The 21,530-nt window shown below is 42.1% G+C and carries 18 protein-coding genes; 10 read left to right on the top strand and 8 right to left on the bottom strand.

Annotated elements, in window-relative coordinates; all coding sequences use genetic code 11:
* Nucleotides 1-197: 197 nt before the first annotated feature.
* On the bottom strand, nt 198-1,940 hold the full coding sequence (locus tag ACFWMP_RS18265; protein ID WP_042190431.1) for an ABC-F family ATP-binding cassette domain-containing protein: 1,743 nt from the start codon (nt 1,938-1,940) through the stop codon (nt 198-200).
* A 312-nt stretch (nt 1,941-2,252) separates the two neighbouring features.
* Between ACFWMP_RS18265 and ACFWMP_RS18260 the strand changes: the two genes are divergently transcribed.
* Together ACFWMP_RS18260 and ACFWMP_RS18255 are read left to right on the top strand one after the other, a co-directional pair.
* On the top strand, nt 2,253-2,741 hold the full coding sequence (locus tag ACFWMP_RS18260) for a hypothetical protein (protein WP_379424409.1): 489 nt from the start codon (nt 2,253-2,255) through the stop codon (nt 2,739-2,741).
* Between the two features lie 311 nt (nt 2,742-3,052).
* Nucleotides 3,053-3,343: a MazG nucleotide pyrophosphohydrolase domain-containing protein gene (locus ACFWMP_RS18255; RefSeq protein WP_042190426.1), complete on the top strand. Its 291-nt coding sequence runs from the start codon at nt 3,053-3,055 to the stop codon at nt 3,341-3,343.
* A gap of 59 nt (nt 3,344-3,402) precedes the next feature.
* Here the strand turns inward: ACFWMP_RS18255 and ACFWMP_RS18250 are convergent, their stop codons facing one another.
* The gene (locus ACFWMP_RS18250) at nt 3,403-4,152 is read right to left on the bottom strand and encodes an SDR family NAD(P)-dependent oxidoreductase (protein WP_042190424.1); all 750 of its coding nucleotides are present in this window, start codon (nt 4,150-4,152) and stop codon (nt 3,403-3,405) included.
* A gap of 163 nt (nt 4,153-4,315) precedes the next feature.
* Between ACFWMP_RS18250 and ACFWMP_RS18245 the strand changes: the two genes are divergently transcribed.
* The 4 genes from ACFWMP_RS18245 (at nt 4,316) to ACFWMP_RS18230 (ending at nt 13,369) form a co-directional block, all read left to right on the top strand.
* Nucleotides 4,316-5,227 carry a LysR family transcriptional regulator gene (locus ACFWMP_RS18245; RefSeq protein WP_379424408.1) on the top strand — a complete coding sequence of 304 codons (912 nt, stop codon included), beginning with the start codon at nt 4,316-4,318 and terminating at the stop codon, nt 5,225-5,227.
* A 116-nt stretch (nt 5,228-5,343) separates the two neighbouring features.
* A complete protein-coding gene (locus ACFWMP_RS18240) occupies nt 5,344-11,793 on the top strand; it encodes a phosphodiester glycosidase family protein (protein ID WP_379424407.1) in 6,450 nt (2,149 codons plus the stop codon).
* Between the two features lie 488 nt (nt 11,794-12,281).
* Nucleotides 12,282-12,941: a helix-turn-helix domain-containing protein gene (locus tag ACFWMP_RS18235; protein ID WP_042190416.1), complete on the top strand. Its 660-nt coding sequence runs from the start codon at nt 12,282-12,284 to the stop codon at nt 12,939-12,941.
* Between the two features lie 119 nt (nt 12,942-13,060).
* Entirely contained in the window at nt 13,061-13,369 is a 309-nt protein-coding gene (locus ACFWMP_RS18230) for a hypothetical protein (RefSeq protein WP_042190413.1), read from the top strand.
* Nucleotides 13,370-13,552: 183 nt separating this feature from the next.
* On the opposite strand, the gene sda is transcribed toward ACFWMP_RS18230, so the two are convergent.
* From sda to ACFWMP_RS18210, 4 genes are all read right to left on the bottom strand, one after another.
* Nucleotides 13,553-13,726 carry a sporulation histidine kinase inhibitor Sda gene (sda, locus tag ACFWMP_RS18225; RefSeq protein ID WP_081382883.1) on the bottom strand — a complete coding sequence of 58 codons (174 nt, stop codon included), beginning with the start codon at nt 13,724-13,726 and terminating at the stop codon, nt 13,553-13,555.
* A 216-nt stretch (nt 13,727-13,942) separates the two neighbouring features.
* Nucleotides 13,943-14,275: a LytTR family DNA-binding domain-containing protein gene (locus ACFWMP_RS18220; RefSeq protein WP_042190411.1), complete on the bottom strand. Its 333-nt coding sequence runs from the start codon at nt 14,273-14,275 to the stop codon at nt 13,943-13,945.
* A 137-nt stretch (nt 14,276-14,412) separates the two neighbouring features.
* Nucleotides 14,413-14,940: an accessory gene regulator ArgB-like protein gene (locus tag ACFWMP_RS18215; RefSeq protein ID WP_379424406.1), complete on the bottom strand. Its 528-nt coding sequence runs from the start codon at nt 14,938-14,940 to the stop codon at nt 14,413-14,415.
* A complete protein-coding gene (locus tag ACFWMP_RS18210; RefSeq protein ID WP_143764067.1) occupies nt 14,921-15,586 on the bottom strand; it encodes a hypothetical protein in 666 nt (221 codons plus the stop codon). The genes ACFWMP_RS18215 and ACFWMP_RS18210 overlap by 20 nt, the downstream gene beginning before the upstream one ends.
* Before the next feature lie 137 nt (nt 15,587-15,723).
* Here ACFWMP_RS18210 and ACFWMP_RS18205 point away from each other — a divergent pair, with 137 nt between their 5' ends.
* Nucleotides 15,724-16,242, top strand: coding sequence for a DinB family protein (locus ACFWMP_RS18205; RefSeq protein WP_379424405.1), 519 nt, complete (start codon nt 15,724-15,726; stop codon nt 16,240-16,242).
* A 138-nt stretch (nt 16,243-16,380) separates the two neighbouring features.
* On the opposite strand, the gene ACFWMP_RS18200 is transcribed toward ACFWMP_RS18205, so the two are convergent.
* Nucleotides 16,381-16,950: a thymidine kinase gene (locus ACFWMP_RS18200; RefSeq protein ID WP_042129772.1), complete on the bottom strand. Its 570-nt coding sequence runs from the start codon at nt 16,948-16,950 to the stop codon at nt 16,381-16,383.
* Nucleotides 16,951-17,108: 158 nt separating this feature from the next.
* On the opposite strand from ACFWMP_RS18200, the gene ACFWMP_RS18195 reads away from it, so the two are divergent.
* The 3 genes from ACFWMP_RS18195 to ACFWMP_RS18185 are packed head-to-tail and all read left to right on the top strand — an operon-like array spanning nt 17,109 to nt 20,909.
* Nucleotides 17,109-17,318, top strand: a complete 210-nt coding sequence (locus ACFWMP_RS18195) for a Ni2+-binding GTPase (RefSeq protein WP_379424404.1) — start codon at nt 17,109-17,111, stop codon at nt 17,316-17,318.
* Between the two features lie 17 nt (nt 17,319-17,335).
* Nucleotides 17,336-19,069 (top strand): ABC transporter ATP-binding protein, encoded by a 1,734-nt coding sequence (locus ACFWMP_RS18190; protein ID WP_379424403.1) that lies wholly within the window; start codon nt 17,336-17,338, stop codon nt 19,067-19,069.
* The gene (locus ACFWMP_RS18185) at nt 19,050-20,909 is read left to right on the top strand and encodes an ABC transporter ATP-binding protein (protein ID WP_379424402.1); all 1,860 of its coding nucleotides are present in this window, start codon (nt 19,050-19,052) and stop codon (nt 20,907-20,909) included. Before ACFWMP_RS18190 ends, ACFWMP_RS18185 begins: the two co-directional genes overlap by 20 nt.
* Nucleotides 20,910-21,081: 172 nt before the next feature.
* Here the strand turns inward: ACFWMP_RS18185 and ACFWMP_RS18180 are convergent, their stop codons facing one another.
* A complete protein-coding gene (locus tag ACFWMP_RS18180; protein WP_379424401.1) occupies nt 21,082-21,387 on the bottom strand; it encodes a DUF2627 domain-containing protein in 306 nt (101 codons plus the stop codon).
* Between the last annotated feature and the right edge of the window lie 143 nt (nt 21,388-21,530).

The raw sequence follows: 21,530 nt of genomic DNA, 5'->3' as shown, positions 1-21,530 counted from the left end.
GCGTTTATTATTTGCGTTATATTATAAATAGAGATCCCCAATAAATTTTTATGGAAAAAAATGTGTTGGGTAAGATTTTGATAAGTGAACCACTGTCCGCTTCAAGAACTATCAACAAATCAATGCAGTAAAAAGACACTGAGATCTTATCCATCAGTGTCTTTTTAATAGACATTTTCCCGCCAGAGGGTTGTAGTTTAAAGCAGCTTAATCAGCTCTTCTAGCTCGTCAACCATACCTTTTGCAAGTTCAAAATTATTGTCTTTTAAAGCTAATTCTATTTTCATTTCAACTGCTTTTTTATTTTGTTCATTTTCTAAATAATCTTTATCAAAATGACTGGCATAAATCATCTTTCTGAATTTTCGCATACTCATTTTTCTAATCGTCTTCTCGTCAATGATTAATACATAATCCATACCATTTACTACAGAATAGAAATCATGAGAAATCATGAGAATCGCACCTTTATAGTCTTCAATGGCTTTCTCCAGTGCGATTTGTGTATAGGTGTCTAAATGACTTGTCGGTTCATCAAGAAGCAACAAGTTTGCTTTGCTAGCAGAAACTTTTGCCAATTGCAGTATATTTTTTTCGCCACCAGATAAAGATTCTATCTTTTGATTAAGAATTTCTCCTTCAAAGCCATAGTTTGAAAGATGTGCTCTAATCTCGTCATAAGTTGCAAACCCAGCATCGATGAAGTCTTCTAGTATGGTATTAGAATCCTTTAGCACTTCGTCTTGAAGCTGAGAAAGATAAGCCACTTTAATATCAGCATTTATTTCAATTGAATCATGATTATTTTTAAAGATATCTCGGAGTAAAGTCGTTTTCCCGGTACCGTTTGGACCGATAAGGGCTACTTTATCTGTAGGTTTCATCTCAAAGTTAACATTTTCTAAAATCAACTCATCAAAGGAAACACTATAATTATTCACATTTAAAACAGTGATGTCTTCTTCAATTTCATTGTCCACACCAAAACTGATTTTCGGTTGCTTAATATCAACGAATGGCGCTTTAATTTTTCGCGCTTCCAATCTTTCTTGAAACTTAACCCTAGCTTTTAACGCTCTCCCTCTAGATGCTTCTGAATTATAGGTTGCGATCGCTCTAAGATTATCAATAATGTTATCGTATCTCTCAATTTCTTCTTGTTCAGCGACTGCGATTTCTTGTAACTCAATTTTCGTCTGAAGTAATGAGAAGTTATACTCAATATATCGCCCATCGAACTCTTGGATCTCCATGTTTTCAAGGTGTATAATTTTGTTAAAACAATGATTCAATAGATAACGGTTATGCGTAACAACTAGCAATATTCCTTTGTGAGCATTAATAAGATTTTTAAGTGCATTTAGGTTTTCAAAATCTAAAAATACATCGGGCTCATCCATAATCATTAAGTCTGGACTAGTCAGCATTTCCTTCATCACTTGAATAAGCTTGAATTCCCCACCACTTAGATCGGATACCCTAGCATCTTTTAGCTTCAAGAGGTTGGCTAAATTTAGTTTCTTATTAATATTGCTTTCAAAATCATTTCCATCCATTGAATCAAAGGCATCTAGAGCTAATTGATACTTTTCGAGTAATGAATCAATATCTGATGATGTTTCCATTTCAGTGAGAATAGCTGTTATTTCATTTTGTATCTTAATAAATTCTTCTCCTATATATTCAAAAACGGTTGTTTCTTTAGTTCTGTCTACTTGTGAGAACTGACTTACATATCCAATTTTGCAGGTTGGGTCAATTTCTAACTTGCCTTCGAACAAATATTTTTCTGGATCCATCAGTATATCGATCAGTGTACTTTTACCACTGCCACTTGTTCCTATAAAAGCGCAATGTTGTGCCTCTTCAAGCGTAAATGAAATGTTTTTATATAGCTCTTTTTGCGGGAATGCGAAGGATAAGTTATCAACTTTTATCATAGTGTTACCTTTCTTTATAACTAAAATAGTGACTACTAATAGAGGTATTGAGGAGCATAAGATTTTGAGTTTACCGTTGATAGAGTAACATTGTTTACAACTAACATCAATCATTTCGAAATAAAGTTGTTCGTGAAATCGAAAAACACAACTTAGAACAATAGGATCAAGCTTACTCAGATGGCTTCTTATAGCTAGATTACATATGGTCAGTAGTTGAGTTGGCTGTGGCAGAGTCTCTTAGTATATCTTTCATGTTACGAATTTATTGGTTATAATTGGAAGAATAATAAGCTCAGGAGGTTCGTAGATATGAAGAAGAAAATAGTAGGGATTGTAGCAGCGGCGTTGTTACTTGGTGGTTCAATAGGATTCGCAGCGAGCTCGTCTTTAATTGGCGCTAAAGTTTCCGGAATGTATACGATAAAACAAGACGGAAAGAAGATTGCAGATGCGATTGTAGTAAATAACTCGGCCTACGTACCTGTGCGCACGATGTCCGAAGCGACCGGAGCAGGGTTGACGGTTGAAGGAAAAACGATAATATTGGAGAGTAAGGAGACTGAGAAGGCAGCGCTAAAAGCAAGTATTGCAGCGGCTAAACTCCGGGAAAGATTAGCAGGAGCAGAATCAAGCGTTCAAGTTCTCAAAGAAGCCATCCAACTGGTGGAAACTACTGCGGCCGACCGAACAAGCGCAGCGGACCAAGAGGCTCGAAGAAACTATATCACGGAGTTGAATAAACGTGTGGATTTCATGGAAACAGAAATTGCGCAGCTCAAGGAGCAGCTCGGCGAATAATAAATGAATAATGATGAAGAGTCTCGCCATTACTGGTGCGGCACGTTCGACGATGAAATTGGCCGTGCACTTGCGGATTAACGCGCAGTGAAATGTCCGACATAGGCGTAGATAGTGGCTGAAACAGCAACAAGTAAATAAATTTTCTTAGCGATTCTTCAATGATCTGAAGAATCGTTTTTTTTGTAATGACGGGAGAGTTTGTTTTCTTCGAACAAATGGATGATAATAAAGGAAAAAGCTAGGCTAATCGCATGACATCGTTTTTATAAACTACATAACTTTATACCCTAAAAGCGAGGCGTAACGAAATGAATACATCTGAGTTTCAACAGTATGTGAAGAAGTTCAGTGAAACCAAAGGTTTTGACACGAGCTCCATTGAGCAGAGAATGCTGTACTTAATGACTGAAGTAGGGGAATTGTCCAAAGAGGTGCTATCCGTATCCTTCGACCCCGGTGCAGAGAAGAAAGAAAACTTGGGATTTGAGATGTACGACGTGGTGTGGAATATTTTTGATCTGGCCAATAAACTGGATATTGATCTAGAGCAGGCATTTAAACGTAAGCTGGAAATCAATGAACAGAGATCATGGGAGTAATACAAAAAAATCCAAGGACATCCCGCTCGGGAAGCCTTGGATTTTTTGATTTAAATTTTTTATTTAAATGAAGCATAACCTTCATCAGCCATTACAACACTACCGTTAATTGCACTAGCTTCTGGCAAGGAGAGTAAGTATACAGTGTCTGCAACTTGTTCAGGCAATGTTAATTTGTTACCCATTACTTTGCTCTTCATCTGGTCGACCATTCCTTGATCTTTATATCCTTGGATAATTGGCGTATCTACAGCGCCTGGAGCAACGGCAAGCACGCGGATGCCATGAACGGACATTTCAAGTGCTGCGGATTTAGTCATCATAATGACCGCACCTTTGGAAGCGTGATATGCGAATGTACCTGGGGAAGCTAGGAATCCAAATACAGAAGCTGTATTGATGATGACCCCTTTGATGCCGAGCTCACGCATTTTTTTACCCGCTGCGATAATACCGTGGGCAACACCATGCTGATTGACATTAATAACACTATGATAATCCTTAAGGTCTTGGTCTAGTACAGGAGTGACGCGGCCGATCCCGGCATTGTTGAACATAACGTCAATTCTGCCATATGTGGCAACGGTTTTCTCAACCAGTGCTTCTACCTCTTCGTATTTTGAAACATCCGTTTTGACGAAAATAGCTTCGCCACCATCCTTGATAATCTGTGCGACCGTTTCTTCACCTAATTGTTGATTGAAATCGGCAACGACCACTTGATCACCTTTACTAGCAAATTTAATTGCAGTTTGTTTCCCGATTCCACTGGCTCCACCTGTAATTACGGCTACTCTTTTGTCTGTCATTTGGGACTCCTCCTCGAGAAATATAGTTATACTAGAAATATAGGCTCATAAGGTGAAAAGGTTATTTACTAACTTATTTAAATTGTAGCACTTGTCTAAATTAATTAAAATTTAAGTAAATTTAATAGGTGTTAAGTAAATATTAACTTAGGGAGTGATTCAAATGAATTTAGAGCAATGCGAGAATATCGTAGAAGTCGCAAAGATTGGTTCACTAACCAAAGCTGCTCAGAATCGTCATATCACCCTATCTGCCATAAGCCAGTCCATAACACTGCTGGAAGCGGAGCTTGGAGTTACTTTGTTCATTCGTTCGCGAGGCCAACGAGCAGTTCCCACAGCAGAGGGACAAGCTATTATCAGCAAAGCAAATGAAGTCTTGATGAAAGTAAATGAATTAATAGCTGAAGCACAGATCTATAGCGATGCGCTTAGTGGTCATTTGAAGATTGCTACGATTCCGGGACCCATGCATCTAATCGTGAAGGTCATATCCGGTTTTAAAGCGGATTTTCCAAATGTGAAAATAGAGATTTTTGAAAAGGGACCTAAAGAAATTCTGGATAATGTGCTTCAGGATGAAATGGATATCGGACTGATGGTCTCGCCAGAGGGCTTATCAGAGAAACATAAAGGAGTCGTATTCGAGGAATTAATGGAAGGTAAGATTGTTGTAGGCGTACATCCTCAATCACCACTAGCTCTAAATACAATAATTACGCCCGAACAGTTAGTAGGCCAGACGTTGGTTTTATACGATGATCATTACATACAGGACTTTGTGGAGCGTTATTTACTAAAAGTTGGGCCGATGAATATTCTTTTTACAAGCAATAACACCCGTGCCATTGATAATGCAGTTGCGTCAGGACTCGCGATCACGATTGGGATGGATTATTCTTTTCTAAAAACATTTGAGGGTTCTCAGAAGATCATGAAGACGATCGAGCTACGATCACCAGATCGTAATACTCCGGGGTCCATTGTTTCAGCTTCTAAACAAGGATCGAAAACGGTCAGAAGATTCATCAACAGGTTAAAACATGAATTTGAGGAGGGGATTAGAAGAAGTTAACAGTATGCCTTGGTAAATTTTATCTAACCTTTACGCTTCCTAGTTATTATAACCCTATGATGTTGTCCAAGCTCAGATCGTCATTAGGACAGCCAAGTGGGGAGGATGTCAACACAGTGAGAAGGTATCTAAGGCAAATTAATGTGGCAGTTATTTTTATTTTGTTGATTTCGTTGTTGCAGCCGGGAGTATTTGTTCACGCTTCCATTTCTGATTTACCAGCAACAAACTACGGAACCGTTATTGATGTACGTCAAACAGAGCTCGCACCTGGGGCGATGTACACCTGGATGGATCTTCAGAATGAACGTGGTTTACAAAAGATTCATGCAGTGGAGTTCAACCCAGGGCAAGGCCATTTAGAACTGCAGGCAGGTACGAAGGATGGAAAGGTATACGGTATGAAGGGTGTTACAGAAATGGCCGCTTATGCGGATTCGTCTGGAAACCGGGTGATCGCAGGGATTAACGGTGATTTTTATGAAATCTCCGGTTTTGCTACGGGTGTTCCTAATGGATTATTTATGGATGATGGTGTAATCCTGAATAGTTCGATTTCTGCTTTTACTTTCGGTTTAAAAGAAGATGGCAGCTCGATTTATGGGGTGCCGAAGCTGACCAAGAACGTAACGATTAATGGAAAAACAACTAATTTAACCAGCATCAACCGTTATCGAAATACGAATGAGCTGGTTCTTTATACGGAAGATTATAATACAACTACAAAGTCGACCAATGAGGGTGACGAGGTTGTTCTAGATATTGTCGAGGGAGAAGTGAAGAGCGGTCAGACCTTGAAGCTGAAGGTATCTGATATTCGCAACAATCAAGGCAATACGCCGCTTACCAAAGGAAAAGTAGTTTTGTCTGCTAACGGAACGTCTCGTGCTGTTCTGCAGGGGTTATCGGTTGGCGATAACGTTACTGCGACCTTTGCGCTTAGTGGAGAATGGAATGATGTGAAGGTAGCTATTGGCGGCGAAGGGCCGCTGGTAAAAGACGGAGTAGTTCAACAAGGTGTAGGGCCTTTAGGAATTCATCCACGTACAGCCATTGGGACAAAAGCGGACGGAAGTCTCGTTCTATTCGAAGTGGATGGAAGATCTCCAGGTTTTAGCGAAGGTGTAGATACGGATGAGCTTGGCTACATTCTGAAGGATATGGGCGTAGTGAACGCCATGAATCTGGATGGTGGCGGCTCTTCTACTTTTGTGGCCAGAATGCCGGGTGCATCTGGTGTCAAAATGATGAATCAGGGCTCTGATGGCTATGAACGTAAAACCGGCAACGGTTTGCTGGTCGTCAACACAGCCCCAGAGCAATCTACAGCTTCTAAGCTGGTTGTGCAGCCGAATGCGGAACGTATCTTGCAAGGCTCCAGCTTTATGTTCAAAGCAGCAGGAGTGGACGAGAACGGCCATCCGGCACCTTATTCGGGTACTTTGAATTGGCAGGTGGACGCTGACCTTGGTACTGTCGATGCGAACGGAGTCTTCACCGCAGGAACCACTGCCGGCACAGGAACGGTAAATGTAGAGGTGGGGGCAGTCAAAGGCAGTGGGGAAATCGAAGTCGTGGATAAGCTCACAGACCTTAGGTTTCCTGATGAGATCAAAACTTATTCTTCAGGTGCTGCTGCGCAATTAACTGTGAAGGCGCTACGTAATGGACAGGTAATTCAAGCCGACAACCATAGCTTTGAATGGCGGGTAGAGGGCGAGATCGGAACTGTAGATGAGAAAGGTCTGTTTCAAGCGACGAGTGAAAATGGGAAGAACGGGAAGATTTATGCTAAGTACGGGGACGCCCAGACCTCTTTTGAAGTAAATGTAGGGTTACCGCCTGTAATGCTGGAGGATTTTGAGAATGGCATTGATAAATATATTGCCTCCAGTGCAGCAGCTAACAGTGTGGCGATTCAGGAAGTGACTGATCAGGATTTTGTCCGTAATGGGGATAAAGCCTTAAAGCTGGAATATGATTTTGTTAATAAAACAGGCACATCGGGTGCTTATTTAGCCGCAAGCTCAACTGCCAATCGGATTCAGATTCCGGGGTATCCTGAGAAAATCAGTATGTGGATCTACGGAGATGGCAAAAAGCACTGGCTGCGGGGACAGATTCGTGATGGCAATAATGCGGCAGTGCCTGTGGATTTTACAGATCAGGTGAATGGAGTGAACTGGACGGGGTGGAAATACGTCGAAGTATCCGTTCCTAAGGGAAAAACCACCCCGTTAACGATGGATATGCCTGTCCGCTATATGGAGACAAGCAATCTTAACAAGAGCGCAGGTGCAATTTACGTTGATGATATTCGTGCCATTTATGGTCCGATAGAGGAGGATAGAACACCTCCTGTGCTTAAAGATGCCTATCCTGGCGTGAACGAGATTGTCAAAACAGCTACACCGACCCTTTCCGTCAATGGTGAGGATGATGGTTATGATCCAGTGGTGCATCCGGGAACGACCTTAATCGATCCGGACAAAACACGAGTATATGTGGACGATCAAATAGTGGAGCATGGCTTTTATCCTCCAAAAGGTCAGATCACTTATAAACCAAAGGTTCCACTTACAGAAGGCCGTCATAAAGTAAAAGTTGCCATTCGCGATTTGAGCGGTAACCAGACGATAAAAGAATGGTATTTTACAGTGAATTTGGGCTCTCCGTTCTATGTATACAAAACACCAGAAGTAGTATACGCCGGCAACACCTACACATTGGACGTAACGGCAGAGAAAGCGAGCAAGCTGAAGCAAGGAAATCTTACGTTTGCTTTTAATCCGGCTGCAGTTAGAGATTTGCAGGTAATTCGTGGGGATAAGGTATCAGAAACGCAAATGGAGTCAATCATTGATCCAGCTTTGGGCACTGTGTGTCTTAACCTAACGAATATCAATTCCTCCAATCTACGAGATACGGATCTCATCGGACAAATTCAATATACGGTTCGAAATGATTATGTGGGTCCCTTTACTCAGGAGCAGCTCGCTGGGGATACAAGCAAACCTTTTGTAATTGAAAATACATCCGGATCTGTAACTTCGACAGAAGGTACCGGGGTTCCTATTTCTTTTATGGGAGCGGCTGTTGAATCTGTTGTAAAGACACAGTTGATGCTCACTTGGAACCATTATGATCTTGCGAAGGGCTTTGATGCGTCTTTTGCGGTAAAAGATCTGAATGGAAGTGTTGTTGAAGGTGCGAAACTACTTTTCGACGGATTGGAGGTACAAGGCGCAACTTCAGAGGGAAGTGGGACACTTACTACTGGCCTTGTCACTTCAGCAGAAGGAACTTTTAAATTGCAGGCAGTAAAAGGAAATACCTATAGTCCTGTAATGACGTTCAAGGTTGCTCCATATGACGGTACTGCTGCCCCGCGTAATGTTAATGTTACGATGGGCCAGGATGCAGCGACTTCTCGCCAGTTTACTTGGCAGACAGAACCGCTAACCGTGAATACTGTAGTAGAACTTGTGGAAAAAGCAGAGTTCACAAGCTTTCAAGCCCTGAATGTAACAAAAATTACCGGCAACAGTTCAATTTACAATACCAACAATGATGGAACGATGCGAGTTCATAAAGCGGAAGCAGTAGGGCTTATCCCTGGAACCGAATATGTATATCGTGTGGGGGATGGGGAGTCAAATGTAAGTGAGCAAGGAACCTTCGTTACAAGCGGAGGGGAGAGCGCTTCTACAAAATTCCTATTTATCGGAGATTCTCAAGCAGATTCTAAAGCGGGATTTGGTCTTTGGGGCAATACGATAGAGGCTGCTTTTGCCTATATGCCGGATGCTGAAATGCTGGTCCACGCTGGAGATATGGTGGATAAAGGCTTTGAACAAGAGCAGTGGAACTGGTGGTTTGATGCAGCCCAAAAGCAGCTGATGAATACCACGTTTGTTCCGATTATTGGGAACCATGAAGTGATGGGAACCAATGGCGATGGGGATTACCTGGCGCAATTCAATAACCCGCAAAACGGTGCGGCGAGCGTAAAAGGTACGAATTATTCTTTTGACATTCAGGATACACATTTTGTGGTTATGAATACAGAGCATTCAGGTGCTCCGTTCACTGAACAGGCAGAGTGGCTGGATCAGGATCTATCTGCTACAGATAAAAAGTGGAAGGTGATTTTTTTCCATCAAGGGCCCTATGGCAGCATCTATTCGAATGAACAGGTGCAAGCAAAGTGGGTGCCGGTGTTTGATAAGCATAATGTGGATCTAGTGATGAACGGCCATGATCATATTTACTTGCGAACTTTTCCAATGAAGGATGGTAAGCAGGTAGCAGAAGGCGAAGGCACACGATATGTTATCGGCGGTTCCTCCGGTCCTAAGTTCTATGCGCTGACGCCACGTTTTTGGCAGGAAAAAATATATGACGAAGATGAGCAAATCTATACGGCTGTTGAAATTGGGAAGAACGAGATTACGGTTACGGCAAGAACGGTAGACGGTGTAGAAATTGACCGTTTAGTGATCGAAAATTTTGTTCCAAAATCCATTAAGCTGGATCAAATAGCTGTTGAGCTTGAGCCTGGTGCTAGTCTGCAATTGCAAGCTAAGGTAGTGCCGGATGAGGCTAATCATCTGACAAAAATTTGGTCCATCGTTCCTGACACGACAGAATCAGTAGTTACCGTAGATGGAAATGGCTTGGTTACAGCTCTAAAACCAGGGACAGCTAAGGTGAGAGTCACAGTGGCAGGTTACCCGAATGTTTTTGCGGAAAGTAAGATAACTGTAGATGCGCTGCAAGCGATTAAGCTTCAGGGCAAAGGACAACTTAAACCAGCAGAGGTCGACCAGACAGTCACCGAAGCTGTCTATGCATCCGGTAAACGAATCCCACTATTGGATGGACTTCATTATTCCAGCTCGAATGAGCATATTGCTACAATCAATGAACAGGGCTTGGTCCAGGCTCATCAGGAAGGCTCTACTGTGATCTCAGTAACCTACAGGGAGTTCGCCTCGGAGTATAGTCTCGTCGTAACAAATGATGAGGCTCCTATTCTTACAGAAATAACGATAAAAGGGCCGGATTCGCTGGAACAAGGAAATAAAGGCTCCGTTGTTGTTCAGGCGGTATATAGTGACGGAAGCAAGCAAGAATTGGTCGAGGGCGTAAGGTATGATACATCTGATCATTCCATTGCAATGATTAGTGAGAATGGGGAGCTTCACGCATTGAGTGCTGGTATAACAAAAGTCAGCGCTGTTTATAAGGGGTTCAGCACTGAATATATTTTGACAGTGACTGAGAGCACGCCAGGTACGACTCCGACACCAAGCCCAGAGCCAACACCGGAACCAACACCAAGCCCAGAGCCAACACCAACACCAGGAGGCTGGGTGCCGGGACCTGCTGTGACACCAACGCCAACTGCTACACCGACACCAACTCCGTCGGCATCTGCACAAATAGGTGTAGTAACTATAACAGCCTCTCAACTGTCAGAGAACAAGAATGCTCAAGGTGAAGTTGTGGTTTCTGTTGACGGATCGGTTACGGAATTGCTTTTGCCAGGCAATGTGGTTGAACTGCTTGGACGCGCACCGCTTAGAGTGGTTATGCAGGATTTATCCGTTACGATTCCTGCTACAGTACTGGCAGAACTTAGTAAGCTAATCTCAGCTGAGGCTCTTGCCAAGAGTACGATTTCACTACGGTTGAACACTTTAGCTAGTAATACAGCCGTGGATCTGTTGGATCGTGCAGGTACACTAGCTGGAGCACAATTGAGAGCGAAAAGTGATCTGCAAGAATGGTCGCTCAGCATCCTCACAGAAAATGGCCAGTCCTTCTCATTAAGACAGTTTGCAGAGCCGATCAAGATTTCATATAAGGTCGGTGCGACTGTAGAGCAAAGCTTACTGGGTATTTATTTTATGGATGATGCTGGTAAGTTGGAGTATATGAGCAGTACATGGATGAATGGTTATCTATCTGCTGCTGTCAGTCATTTTAGTAAATATGTTGTATTAGAATATGACAAAACATTCAATGATCTGAAGCCGGATCACTGGGCTTACCTTGCTGTGAAGCAGCTTGCGGCAAAACAACTTGTACAGGGGGTAGCTGTGGATCGTTTTGATCCAAACCGTGCGGTTACACGTGCGGAGTTTACAGCGATGTTAGTCCGTGCGCTTGGCTTAAAAGGTCAAGCAGTAGCTGGTTTCACTGATGTACCTGCTGATAAATGGTATGCAGAAGCAGTAGGGTTAGCAAAACAAGCTGGAATTGTTAACGGTCAGACCGCTTTACTGTTTGAACCGGATGCCAAGATCTCTCGTCAAGAGATGGCAGCGATGCTGGCTCGTGCATATGCATACGCCAATAACAGCGTATCTGTAGCTAGTCTTAACGTTTCAGCATTTAATGATATCGGCACTGCACCACAAAGGGCTCAAGAGGCTATCAGCGAGGTGTACAGACTTGGATTGATGCAGGGACGTGCTGTAGCGCAATTTGCTCCGAAGCAAAACGGCACACGTGCCGAAAGTGCACAGATGATCCTCAATCTGTTGAGTGTTTTGGAGTAACGATTATGGCCAGTTCCAGGTTGTTGGGACTGGCTGTTTTTTTAACAAATTGGATTAGCTGGAAGCACACAATGGTTTGCATACAGTAGATGGTTTGGGATCATTATGGACTGTATTGCAGCTATTTCAACTTTTTGGTGGTCTTTTTCCAAGTTTTCGGACATCATAACTCTTATTGTCATACTTTTGCACCGAACCGTAGTATATTTAAATGAACAGTTGCATCTGAGTCCGATAGCTGAGTGAAATGGCATAAATCAGCTTAATAAGATCTCCTCGGTCCGATACGCTGTAATTCCCAACCAACGATTACAATCCAGAGCCTGGCAGATGAGTATCAAATCTTCTACGATATTTTGGAAATCTAGTATTATATTGGGTTTTTGGTACTGAGAATCACCCTTCAGAGGCAAGTAATTACTAGTATTAATTGTTATAAGCCAACACAAATTGTTATGTTGTGTTATGATAGTAGGGAGGTGACTCCCATGAATGATTTTGAGAACTATCCCGATGAGCTGGGTAATTTCATTCGGCACATCAGAAAGACGAGAGGGTTAACCTTAAGAGGACTGGAAGAAAAGAGCGGCATAAGTTACTCACAGCTTAGCAAGATCGAGCGTGGAGAGAGCATTCCGCTAAAAGACAATCTGGACAAGATCATCGAAGCACTTGGAACAGATCTGAAGAATCGGATGTATCATTTGGCAGACTATATGCCAGATATTGAATATATCAAGACCTTAAAGCATGGTTATGAGCTGCCACAGCTTAAACAGTCTCAGGACTACATTTATGAGACGGCATTTAACAAGCTTAAGGAATTCAGGGCAAAGGAAGGTAAAGAAACATCTTACGTTTCCTTTGATTCTAATGAAGTCATAGTTTATGAAACGGAATATGGGGCAGGAATGGTAATAGAGAAGATTGAGAAATACAATCTTACCGACGTCCTGAACGATAAGTTTGAGGGTTGCCTCGACTCCTTAAGAAAGAGCCCTCGGAAAGGGCGTCAAGCCTTTCTATTTGGCGAGTGGTTACGGGAGTGCGTTTATGAGCTGAAGGAAGAAGAACAGGATCAGGTCATACAAGCGCTCAAAGAATTTACGCAGTTTAAAGTACAACAGATAAAGGGTGCTTATAAATAATGTGTGTTTCATAAATGATCTCAAAAATGAATAATGTTGCCCTTTCTTGCAGCCATCTATTCATCTTGATCCATAAACTAACAACTAAAAATGGTTTGACAGAAAAGGGGATATTAATAATGAAAATTAACATGAAGTTTACCAGCAAGGGAAAAGTCGCTATAGAGAATTTTAATAACGAGGAATTGCTGGAGATCTTCGCACGATACATCAAGACATTATCCAAAAAGTATGATATCGAAGTTGATGTTCCTCTTGAAGAGAATCAAAATATTGTTGGTGATGGCGCTGTAATTGCGACTGCACAAAATGTGAAATGCGATGTAGAAACTTTTTTCAAAGAGCTGGGTAGAGATATTAAAGTTCCTTTGAAGAAAAGACTTGGCGGAAAATTGGAAAATGTATTTAAAACGGAAATTACGGAGTAGAAGATTACTCTATTTCAGGGAGTAGTCCTTACTGCATATAAAGAAGGTAGGGCCTTCAGGAGGCTCTACCTTCTTTATGTTGATGATGTTAACATGAAGACAATCTAGAGAACACTCGCAGTGAAGCCATAGGAAGTTATGTAATTATGTCATAATTTGCGAATTAATTTGTGTATGGGGATGTTATGATTTTTCAGTTTGTATGAGATCTCTACTGTCTAAGATCTCTCTAACAATCTCTATGAAATCTGGTAAAGCTTGTGCCTCAAGCGCTAATTTATAGATGTTAAGTAATTCTTCATCAGATATTGATTCAAGAGATGAGGGGCGTGGTGAGGGATGAAAATAGTAATTCATTTGGTTCCTCCATCATATATTTGTTTTTATTACACATTTATATATATGGTATCATTTGGAATACAATCCGTCTCCTGTCATTCATCCTATGAATTTTTCTTTACATCTTAGGGGAATTATGGCATAATAGCTATTTTGTGTGATAATAGATTGGTTTACTTTGAATTTTAATAAACAAAAACAATCCCGACATGTATAGTACATGTCGGGATTGTTTTAATCAGAATCTTTCTTATGAGTAGATAAGTACTTCTTTAGGCGAGGTTCATTGGATTCCGAAACGGTAGTGAACTGCTTACCTTGATTAAAGCATACAATCTTGCGTCCGGGATCATAGCCTTCTATGTTGTTGATATTAACGACGTTGCTGCGGTCAAGGCGTTCGAATCCCTTACCCTCATACGCTACGGAAAGATCGGAAAGCGTGGTGGGGAGAATAAATTCGCCTTCTTTCGTATGGACGAATATTGTATTCTTATAATTGGAGAAATACAATATATCTTCCTCTAGAATATCACTAGAGGAACCGTCTTTCTGTAAGACACGCATCTTTTCCCCATCCTTGTTTGATTACTTGCGCAGTTCTTTTGGAATCTCAGGGCTGTTAGCAAGTGGTTTCAGAATTGTTGCAAAAACAACAGCAGAAATACCTAATAGGTTAGAAGCATAACGAGCTAAATTTTTCTTCATTTGATTGGCCTCCTTTGTAATGGAATTATAACTGTAAAGGATTGAACTAAAAATGCCAATCCAATGACAGACGAATGGATCCAAAAATTCAAAGAAACCAGAATTATGGAAATGATCTTTAAACCCAAATACCATTCCTTGGGGATTTGCGCATTAGCATCAGGATTTGGAGCACATAAGATCATTACAAGCAAAGAAAAAAGATTAATCCAAATGATATGGTTATGTATTAGATAAGTGATATGAGGGATCAGTGAACAGATAAAGATAGATACAATATTGCAGGACCTTGCGGATTTTAAATGCACTCCACCAGAAGACATTCTTAGGAGCATGCAGCTGGATAAGGCTAAGAATGTTTCCTTTAGCTGTCCAGTGAGCCCGCCGATGCATAACGAAGTTATAATAATGAATAAAGTATTTAAAATAATGCTAAGGGCATAATGCATGATTTCAATGGAATGCGTTTGCTCTGGATTACTTTTCTTAATGAGCTCAACAATTTTAAAAGTTAAATGACTCATAGTTATTTCTATCCTTTTTGTGTGAGAAATATAGATATCCCCATAATAGTACTCCATAAAAAATTGGGATGAAGAAAGAGAAAAAAGATTCAAAAAAGTAGGTGAGTAAAGTAACGACAATTACTGTAGGAAGATTAAGAGCAAATAATAATTTTTCGCTAGTCGTTGGTTTAATTCTTACATCGGGTTTGTCAGGTACAAAGTCAAATCCAATACGTTTATGACCCACATACATACCAATGAGAACCGCGGCTAATGCTGATAATATCTGCATTGTCATTATGTTTTTTGTAATCGGTTCCGAAGTATTTAGAGGCATGTTGATTACAGAGTCTAATAGATACATAATTATGGTTTGAATCACCGAGTAAGCTTGATAAGCCATTCCGGTTAATATGGAAGCGTAGAAGGGATGAATCCGGAATAACATCCACATAAAACAAAACATTAGTGCATATTGAGAGAAAGTATCTAATGAAGCTATCCCATAGTTGATTCTAAGGGTATAAGAAAAAAAGCCCATAATAAAACTAGCAAACAACATCTCTTTATGATATAAGTCAATTTTGAAAATTTTGAAAGCCAGAAAGAACATTGCATAGGTCTCTAGTATTGAAAATATCATAAAAAGCATAAAATCTATCATGCCGACACTCCCGATGACTTCTAGTTTAACTAACCCTATTATTGCAAGTATCGTATAAAATGGACTAAAATACAACAACTACAGTATAATTTTCCTCCTATTTTTTCAAAAAAAATCAAAATGAGAGGGGTTTAGACATGGATCGACGTCCAGAAAACAGTGAGTATCTTGAAGAATTATCAAAGTATGTCGATTTAGTGCCAGTTGAAGGGGACATTTGTACTGTTTTTAGAGCGCAGACGGATGAGATTTGTAGCTTTATTTCGAACCTTACGGAAGAACAAGGAGAGCATCGTTACGCTCCTGATAAATGGAGTATTAAGCAAATGGTTGGCCATCTAGCGGATACTGGAAGAATTATGTCTTATCGTTTGTTGCGCGTTGCAAGAGGAGATACGACTCCGCTGGCGGGCTTTGATGAAAAGGACTATGTGCCTACCGCAAATTTTGAAGCACACACTCTAGAAAAACTACTGGCTCATTACAAGCTTGTCCGAGAGTCAACGCAAGCTCTGTTGGACACTTTGCCGGAAGATGCATGGACTCGTAAGGGAACGGTTAACAATGCAACCATCTCCGCGAGAGCAGTGGCGTGCGTAATGATTGGGCATGATCATCATCATTTGAATATTCTTAAAGAAAGATATCTGGTTTAATCGAGTTTTATTTTAAAAAAAGCATTCCTGAGGCCATTGCGGCTTCGGAATGCTTTTTTAGCTAAAGGTATATATTTGGGGCCCCCCGAAATGTACCTGAGTAAGCATCGAAGCAAAGCCTCACTTTGTGAGCATATTTTATAGTGGAGGATTCTTGTGACATTTACGGCACACTGGATAGTAGGCTTCATTGCCGCCAATTTGGATTTGCTTGCCGCTGTATACAGGCTTACCATTTTCTACTCTTAGAGCCATCGTTGCTTTGCGCTCGCAGAACCAGCAAATGGTCTTCATTTCCTCGATTTTATCAGCGTAAATCAGCATGTATTTGCTGCCTTCAAATAGCTGGTTCTGGAAATCATTTTTAAGTCCAAATGCCATAACGGGAATGCCTAGTTCATCCACAATTCGTACTAGCTGAAGAATGCAGTCCTTGCTTAGAAATTGACATTCATCAATTAGTACACAGTGGGGTTTGGGCTGGTTACTGCTGACGATATTATAAATATCGGTATTCTCGTCGACGGGTATGGCCTGTTTCCGCAGCCCAATACGGGAGGAGATAAAACCAACTTCGTCCCGATCGTCTATGGATGGAGTGAAAATGAGCACCGATTTCCCTTGCTCTTCATAATTATGCGCAACCTTGAGTATCTCAATGGATTTACCGCTGTTCATTGCTCCGTATTTGAAAAACAATTGTGCCACTTCCATCTATCCTTTCGTATAAGCCAATTATCTAATCTTAAAAATGCGACCTCATTAGAGTATCATATTCGTGTCAGCTGTATCCAGTGAAAAGATTGCGATAGAATTGAATGTGGTATGATAAAAGGAATCATGTGATTGGAAAGGAAGTAATATGTGTGAATGAAAAAATAGACGAATACAAGGAACGGTTAGCTCTGATTCAGCAGAATGGAAATCTTTCTATCGAGGCTGAGGCTTTGCTGGAAGAGATGATGGCAGATTTGGTGGAATTGAATCGAAGCAATAAAGCGCTGCGGCGGGCAATAATGAAAACTGGGCAGGCTTCCACAATGTCGACTCGTTTAAGGGATGCACTGTACGAATAGAAAAAGAGGGTATGCGAATGGGTTTGATTTTCTCTTTTCTCAAAAAATATAAAGTCGCTGCAATAGCTGCCCTAGTGATGATGCTTATTGAACTAGCGGTGGAATTGTCACAGCCTTTACTCATTTCCAAAATTATTGACCAGGGCATTAAAGAACAAAATTCCTCTGTAGTATGGCTCTGGGGCGGTGTATTGATTGGCAGCGCAGTAGTCGCGTTTATAGCTGGGGTATTAAGTTCTTTTTTTGCTGCCCATGCGAGTCAGAGCTTTGCGTTTGATCTTAGGGACAAGTTATATGAAAAGGTACAATCGTTTACATATGAAGTATTCAATCGGTTTGCTACCTCGTCGCTGATCACGCGTCTGACCGGCGATGTATCGCAGCTGCAGGACACTATATTTATGAGCCTCCGCTTTATGACACGGGTGCCACTGGTTGTGGTGGGCAGTGTGATTATGGCATTGGTTGTTCATGTGAAGCTGGGGTTATTTCTCACTGTAGCTCTACCTTTGTTGCTTCTCTTCCTTTACTTCATCATGAGAAAAGCTTCTTTGTTATTTCGCAACGTACAAAATCGGCTAGACGGTGTGAATGGTGTAATCCAGGAGAATTTAACGGGAATTCGCTTAATCCGTGTGTTCGTGCGCATGGGACATGAGATTGGACGTTTCACGGTCTTTAGCGGGAATTTGATGAAATCCACGGTATCTGCGCTACGTTTGACAGAGACAACGATGCCATTTGTTATGCTTATTGTGAATGCAGCGATTATGTCGATCCTATGGTTTGGACGGATTGAGATTGCAAATGGGGATGCTACTTTAGGAGAAACTGTTGCAGTTATTAACTACTCTTTACGAACCATAGGAGCGTTGTCAGCTATATCTGGACTTGTCGTTACAATTTCCCGAGCACGTGCCTCCTCACAGCGTATTACAGAAGTGATGTCAGCAGGCGCTGGAGTTAAGGAAGGCGGAGCCGCAAAGGGCGAACCAATACAGGGTCACGTCCAATTTGAAGGCATCAGCTTCAAGTATCCTGAGAGTGATATTTCGGTGCTAGAGGATATTACTTTTGAAGTTGCTGCTGGTGAGCGTGTAGCGATTATGGGAGCCACCGGATCAGGAAAGTCTTCTCTTGTCGGTCTAATCCCACGTTTATATGAAGAGACAGAAGGTACCATTCGCATTGATGGGCAAAAGAGCACCGATATCGATATTTCAAGATTGCGGCGATCGATCGGTTACGTTCCTCAAGAACTGCAGCTCTTCAGCGGATCGATTCGCGATAATATCGCTTGGGGCAATGAACATGCCACACAGGAACAAATCGAACACGCAGCAGCTGCCGCACAAATTCACGCAACAGTGATGGATCTGCCCAATGGCTATGATACAATGCTTGGTCAGCGAGGGGTAAATCTGTCTGGTGGACAAAAGCAACGCTTGACCATTGCTCGGGCGCTTGTGAGGAAACCTGCTATTTTGATCCTCGATGACAGTACGAGTGCGCTTGATGCTGTGACAGAAGGACTTTTGCTGGAGGCACTGAAAGAGATTTCATGTACAACCTTCCTGATTACTCAGAAGATCAGTTCTACTGCATCTGCAGATTTGATTCTGCTGTTGGATGAAGGACGCTTAATCGGTAAGGGAACACATGAGGAGCTTATGACAAGCTCTGCGCTGTACCGCAAGATTTATGAATCACAGGTAGAGGAGGCGAAGCAGCATGTTCAAAGCAATTCTTGAACCCTTTCGTCACCCAAAACCTGTCATTGAGCTTGGAGCAGGAAGAAGCCTTGGTTCAGCTGCTGGAGGGAAGCCAAAAGCAAAGGCGAAGGATTGGGGCGGCACGCTCATGCGGATTTGGAGCTACCTTGCCGAGCGTAAAGCTAAGCTTTTTCTCGTTCTCTTAATGGTAGTCTTCAGCTCGGCTTTAGCACTGCTCGGGCCTTATATGATTGGTAAAGCTGTGGATGATTATCTGGAAGGCACTGGCGGACGATCGTGGACGATTTTTCTGATCAGTCTAGCTAGTGTTTATATCTTCTATTCATTAACTTCTTGGCTGCAAAATATATGGATGATTGAAATTGCCCAGGAGACCGTATTTCGGATGCGCACGGAGTTGTTTTCCCATCTTCATCGGTTGCCCATCTCATTTTTTAATCGGAGACAGCAGGGCGAAATTATGAGTCGCCTCACCAACGATATTGAGAACGTCAGCTCTACGCTGAATAGCTCAGCTATTCAGATCTTTTCCAGTGTTTTGACATTGCTCGGCACGGTGGGGGTAATGCTCTGGCTCAGTCCTCTACTGACGCTGCTCACGTTCCTGGTTGTGCCGTTGATGTTATTAGGCATGCGCTGGATTACTCGGCGTACGGGTCCGCTTTTTAAGGAACGTCAGCGCAATGTGGGTGAGTTAAACGGTTATATAGAAGAGACGTTATCCGGTCAACGGATTATCAAGGCTTTTTCACAAGAGGAACGGGTCATTGCCGGATTTCATGAACGCAATGAGCGAATTATGCTCTCTGGATACTGGGCACAGTCGATTTCTGGCTTCATTCCTAAGCTGATGAATGGACTTAATAATTTGAGCTTCGCTATTGTGGCTGGAGTCGGTGGTTTGTTAGCGATTCGCGGAGCGATTACGGTCGGTGTGATTATTGTGTTTGTAGAATATACGCGTCAATTTACTCGCCCTCTGAATGACTTAGCGAATCAGTGGAATACACTACTGTCAGCGGTTGCGGGAGCGGAAAGAGTGTTTGAAGTGCTGGACGAAGAGACGGAAGCTAAAGATGAAGGTGCAGCCACTTCGCTGGTTAAAGTTGAAGGTGCAGTGAAGTTCGAAAAGGTATCTTTTTCATATGACGGAAGTTCTAACACACTGCATGATATTAGCTTTGAAGCGAAGCCTGGTGAGATGATTGCCTTAGTAGGACCTACCGGTGCCGGCAAAACAACACTTATCGGGCTGTTATCTCGTTTCTATGATCCTAATCAGGGTAAGATTACGCTGGATGGCTTAGATGTCACTTCGATTCGGCGTGAAAGCCTGAGGAGCCATATGGCGTTTGTATTGCAGGACTCCTTTTTATTCAAGGGCAGCATCCGCGATAATATTCGTTACGGTAGACTGGATGCTTCCGATGAAGAGGTCGAGGCGGCGGCCAAGCTGGCTAACGCTCATTCTTTTATTATCCGAATGCCGGAAGGTTATGATCGAATGCTCTCTGCAGATGGTAGCGGCATAAGCCAAGGACAGAAGCAATTGCTATCCATTGCAAGAGCCATTCTTGCCAATCCTTCGATGCTTGTTCTTGATGAAGCTACTAGCAGTATCGATACGGTGACCGAGATCAAGATTCAGGAAGGACTTCAGGCGCTAATGAAGGGACGGACTAGCTTCGTTATTGCCCATAGACTGGGCACCATCCGTGCAGCTGATCGAATTCTTGTTCTTCAAGGGGGCAGATTGCTGCAGCAGGGCACCCATGAGGAGTTGTTGAAGCAAGGTGGCTTGTACAGCGAGTTGGTGCAAGGCGGTCGTAGAGAAGTACTTGATAAGGCTAGGCTTTAAGCTGTGCATAAAAAGGCGGGGGTTTTCAAGGAAGCGCAGGTCGCGTCCATGAAAACTCTCGCCTTTATGTAATGTGTGGATATTCATTATACATTGAAGTGAGTTGTCGGATGGTTTAATTGCAGAATGTGCAATAGATTTCGATTGTACAATGAGGGGATGATTATGCTGCTTATGAGATCGTTTCTTGCGCGGCAGCTTGTTTCGCTTTTTGTTTCTCCTTGAACCGAGGGCCAACATAATTACGTTTGCGGTCTCTTGCCAGAATCCAGCCGCCAAGGAAAGTCATACCTGCTGCAAAGAGCAGAAACCCTCCGCCGAAATGCAGCCAAGCAAAATCTGGAACAACGGTTTCATCGCCGTGCATAGAGATATAATCAAAAATATCGTCCTTCATCATTAAGAAGCCCTTCATTGCAATTAAACCAGGAAACACAAGAATAAGGATGGCAATGAAGCGTGAAATTAATAGTTTCATAAGTGTCTCCTACCCCTCTTAGCCCATTAGATTCAACCATATGATAACGCTTTAGTAAGAAAAAGTCCATTTGGATATGACGTTTATAAGTTTTGTAATACGCTAAAAAGAGAGTACAATATACAATGTAAAATGAACTTACG

Origin of the sequence: Paenibacillus sp. NPDC058367, assembly GCF_042723305.1 — a bacterium.
Taxonomy (GTDB): Bacteria; Bacillota; Bacilli; order Paenibacillales; family Paenibacillaceae; genus Paenibacillus_AQ.
This window is presented reverse-complemented; position numbering and strand designations above follow the sequence as displayed.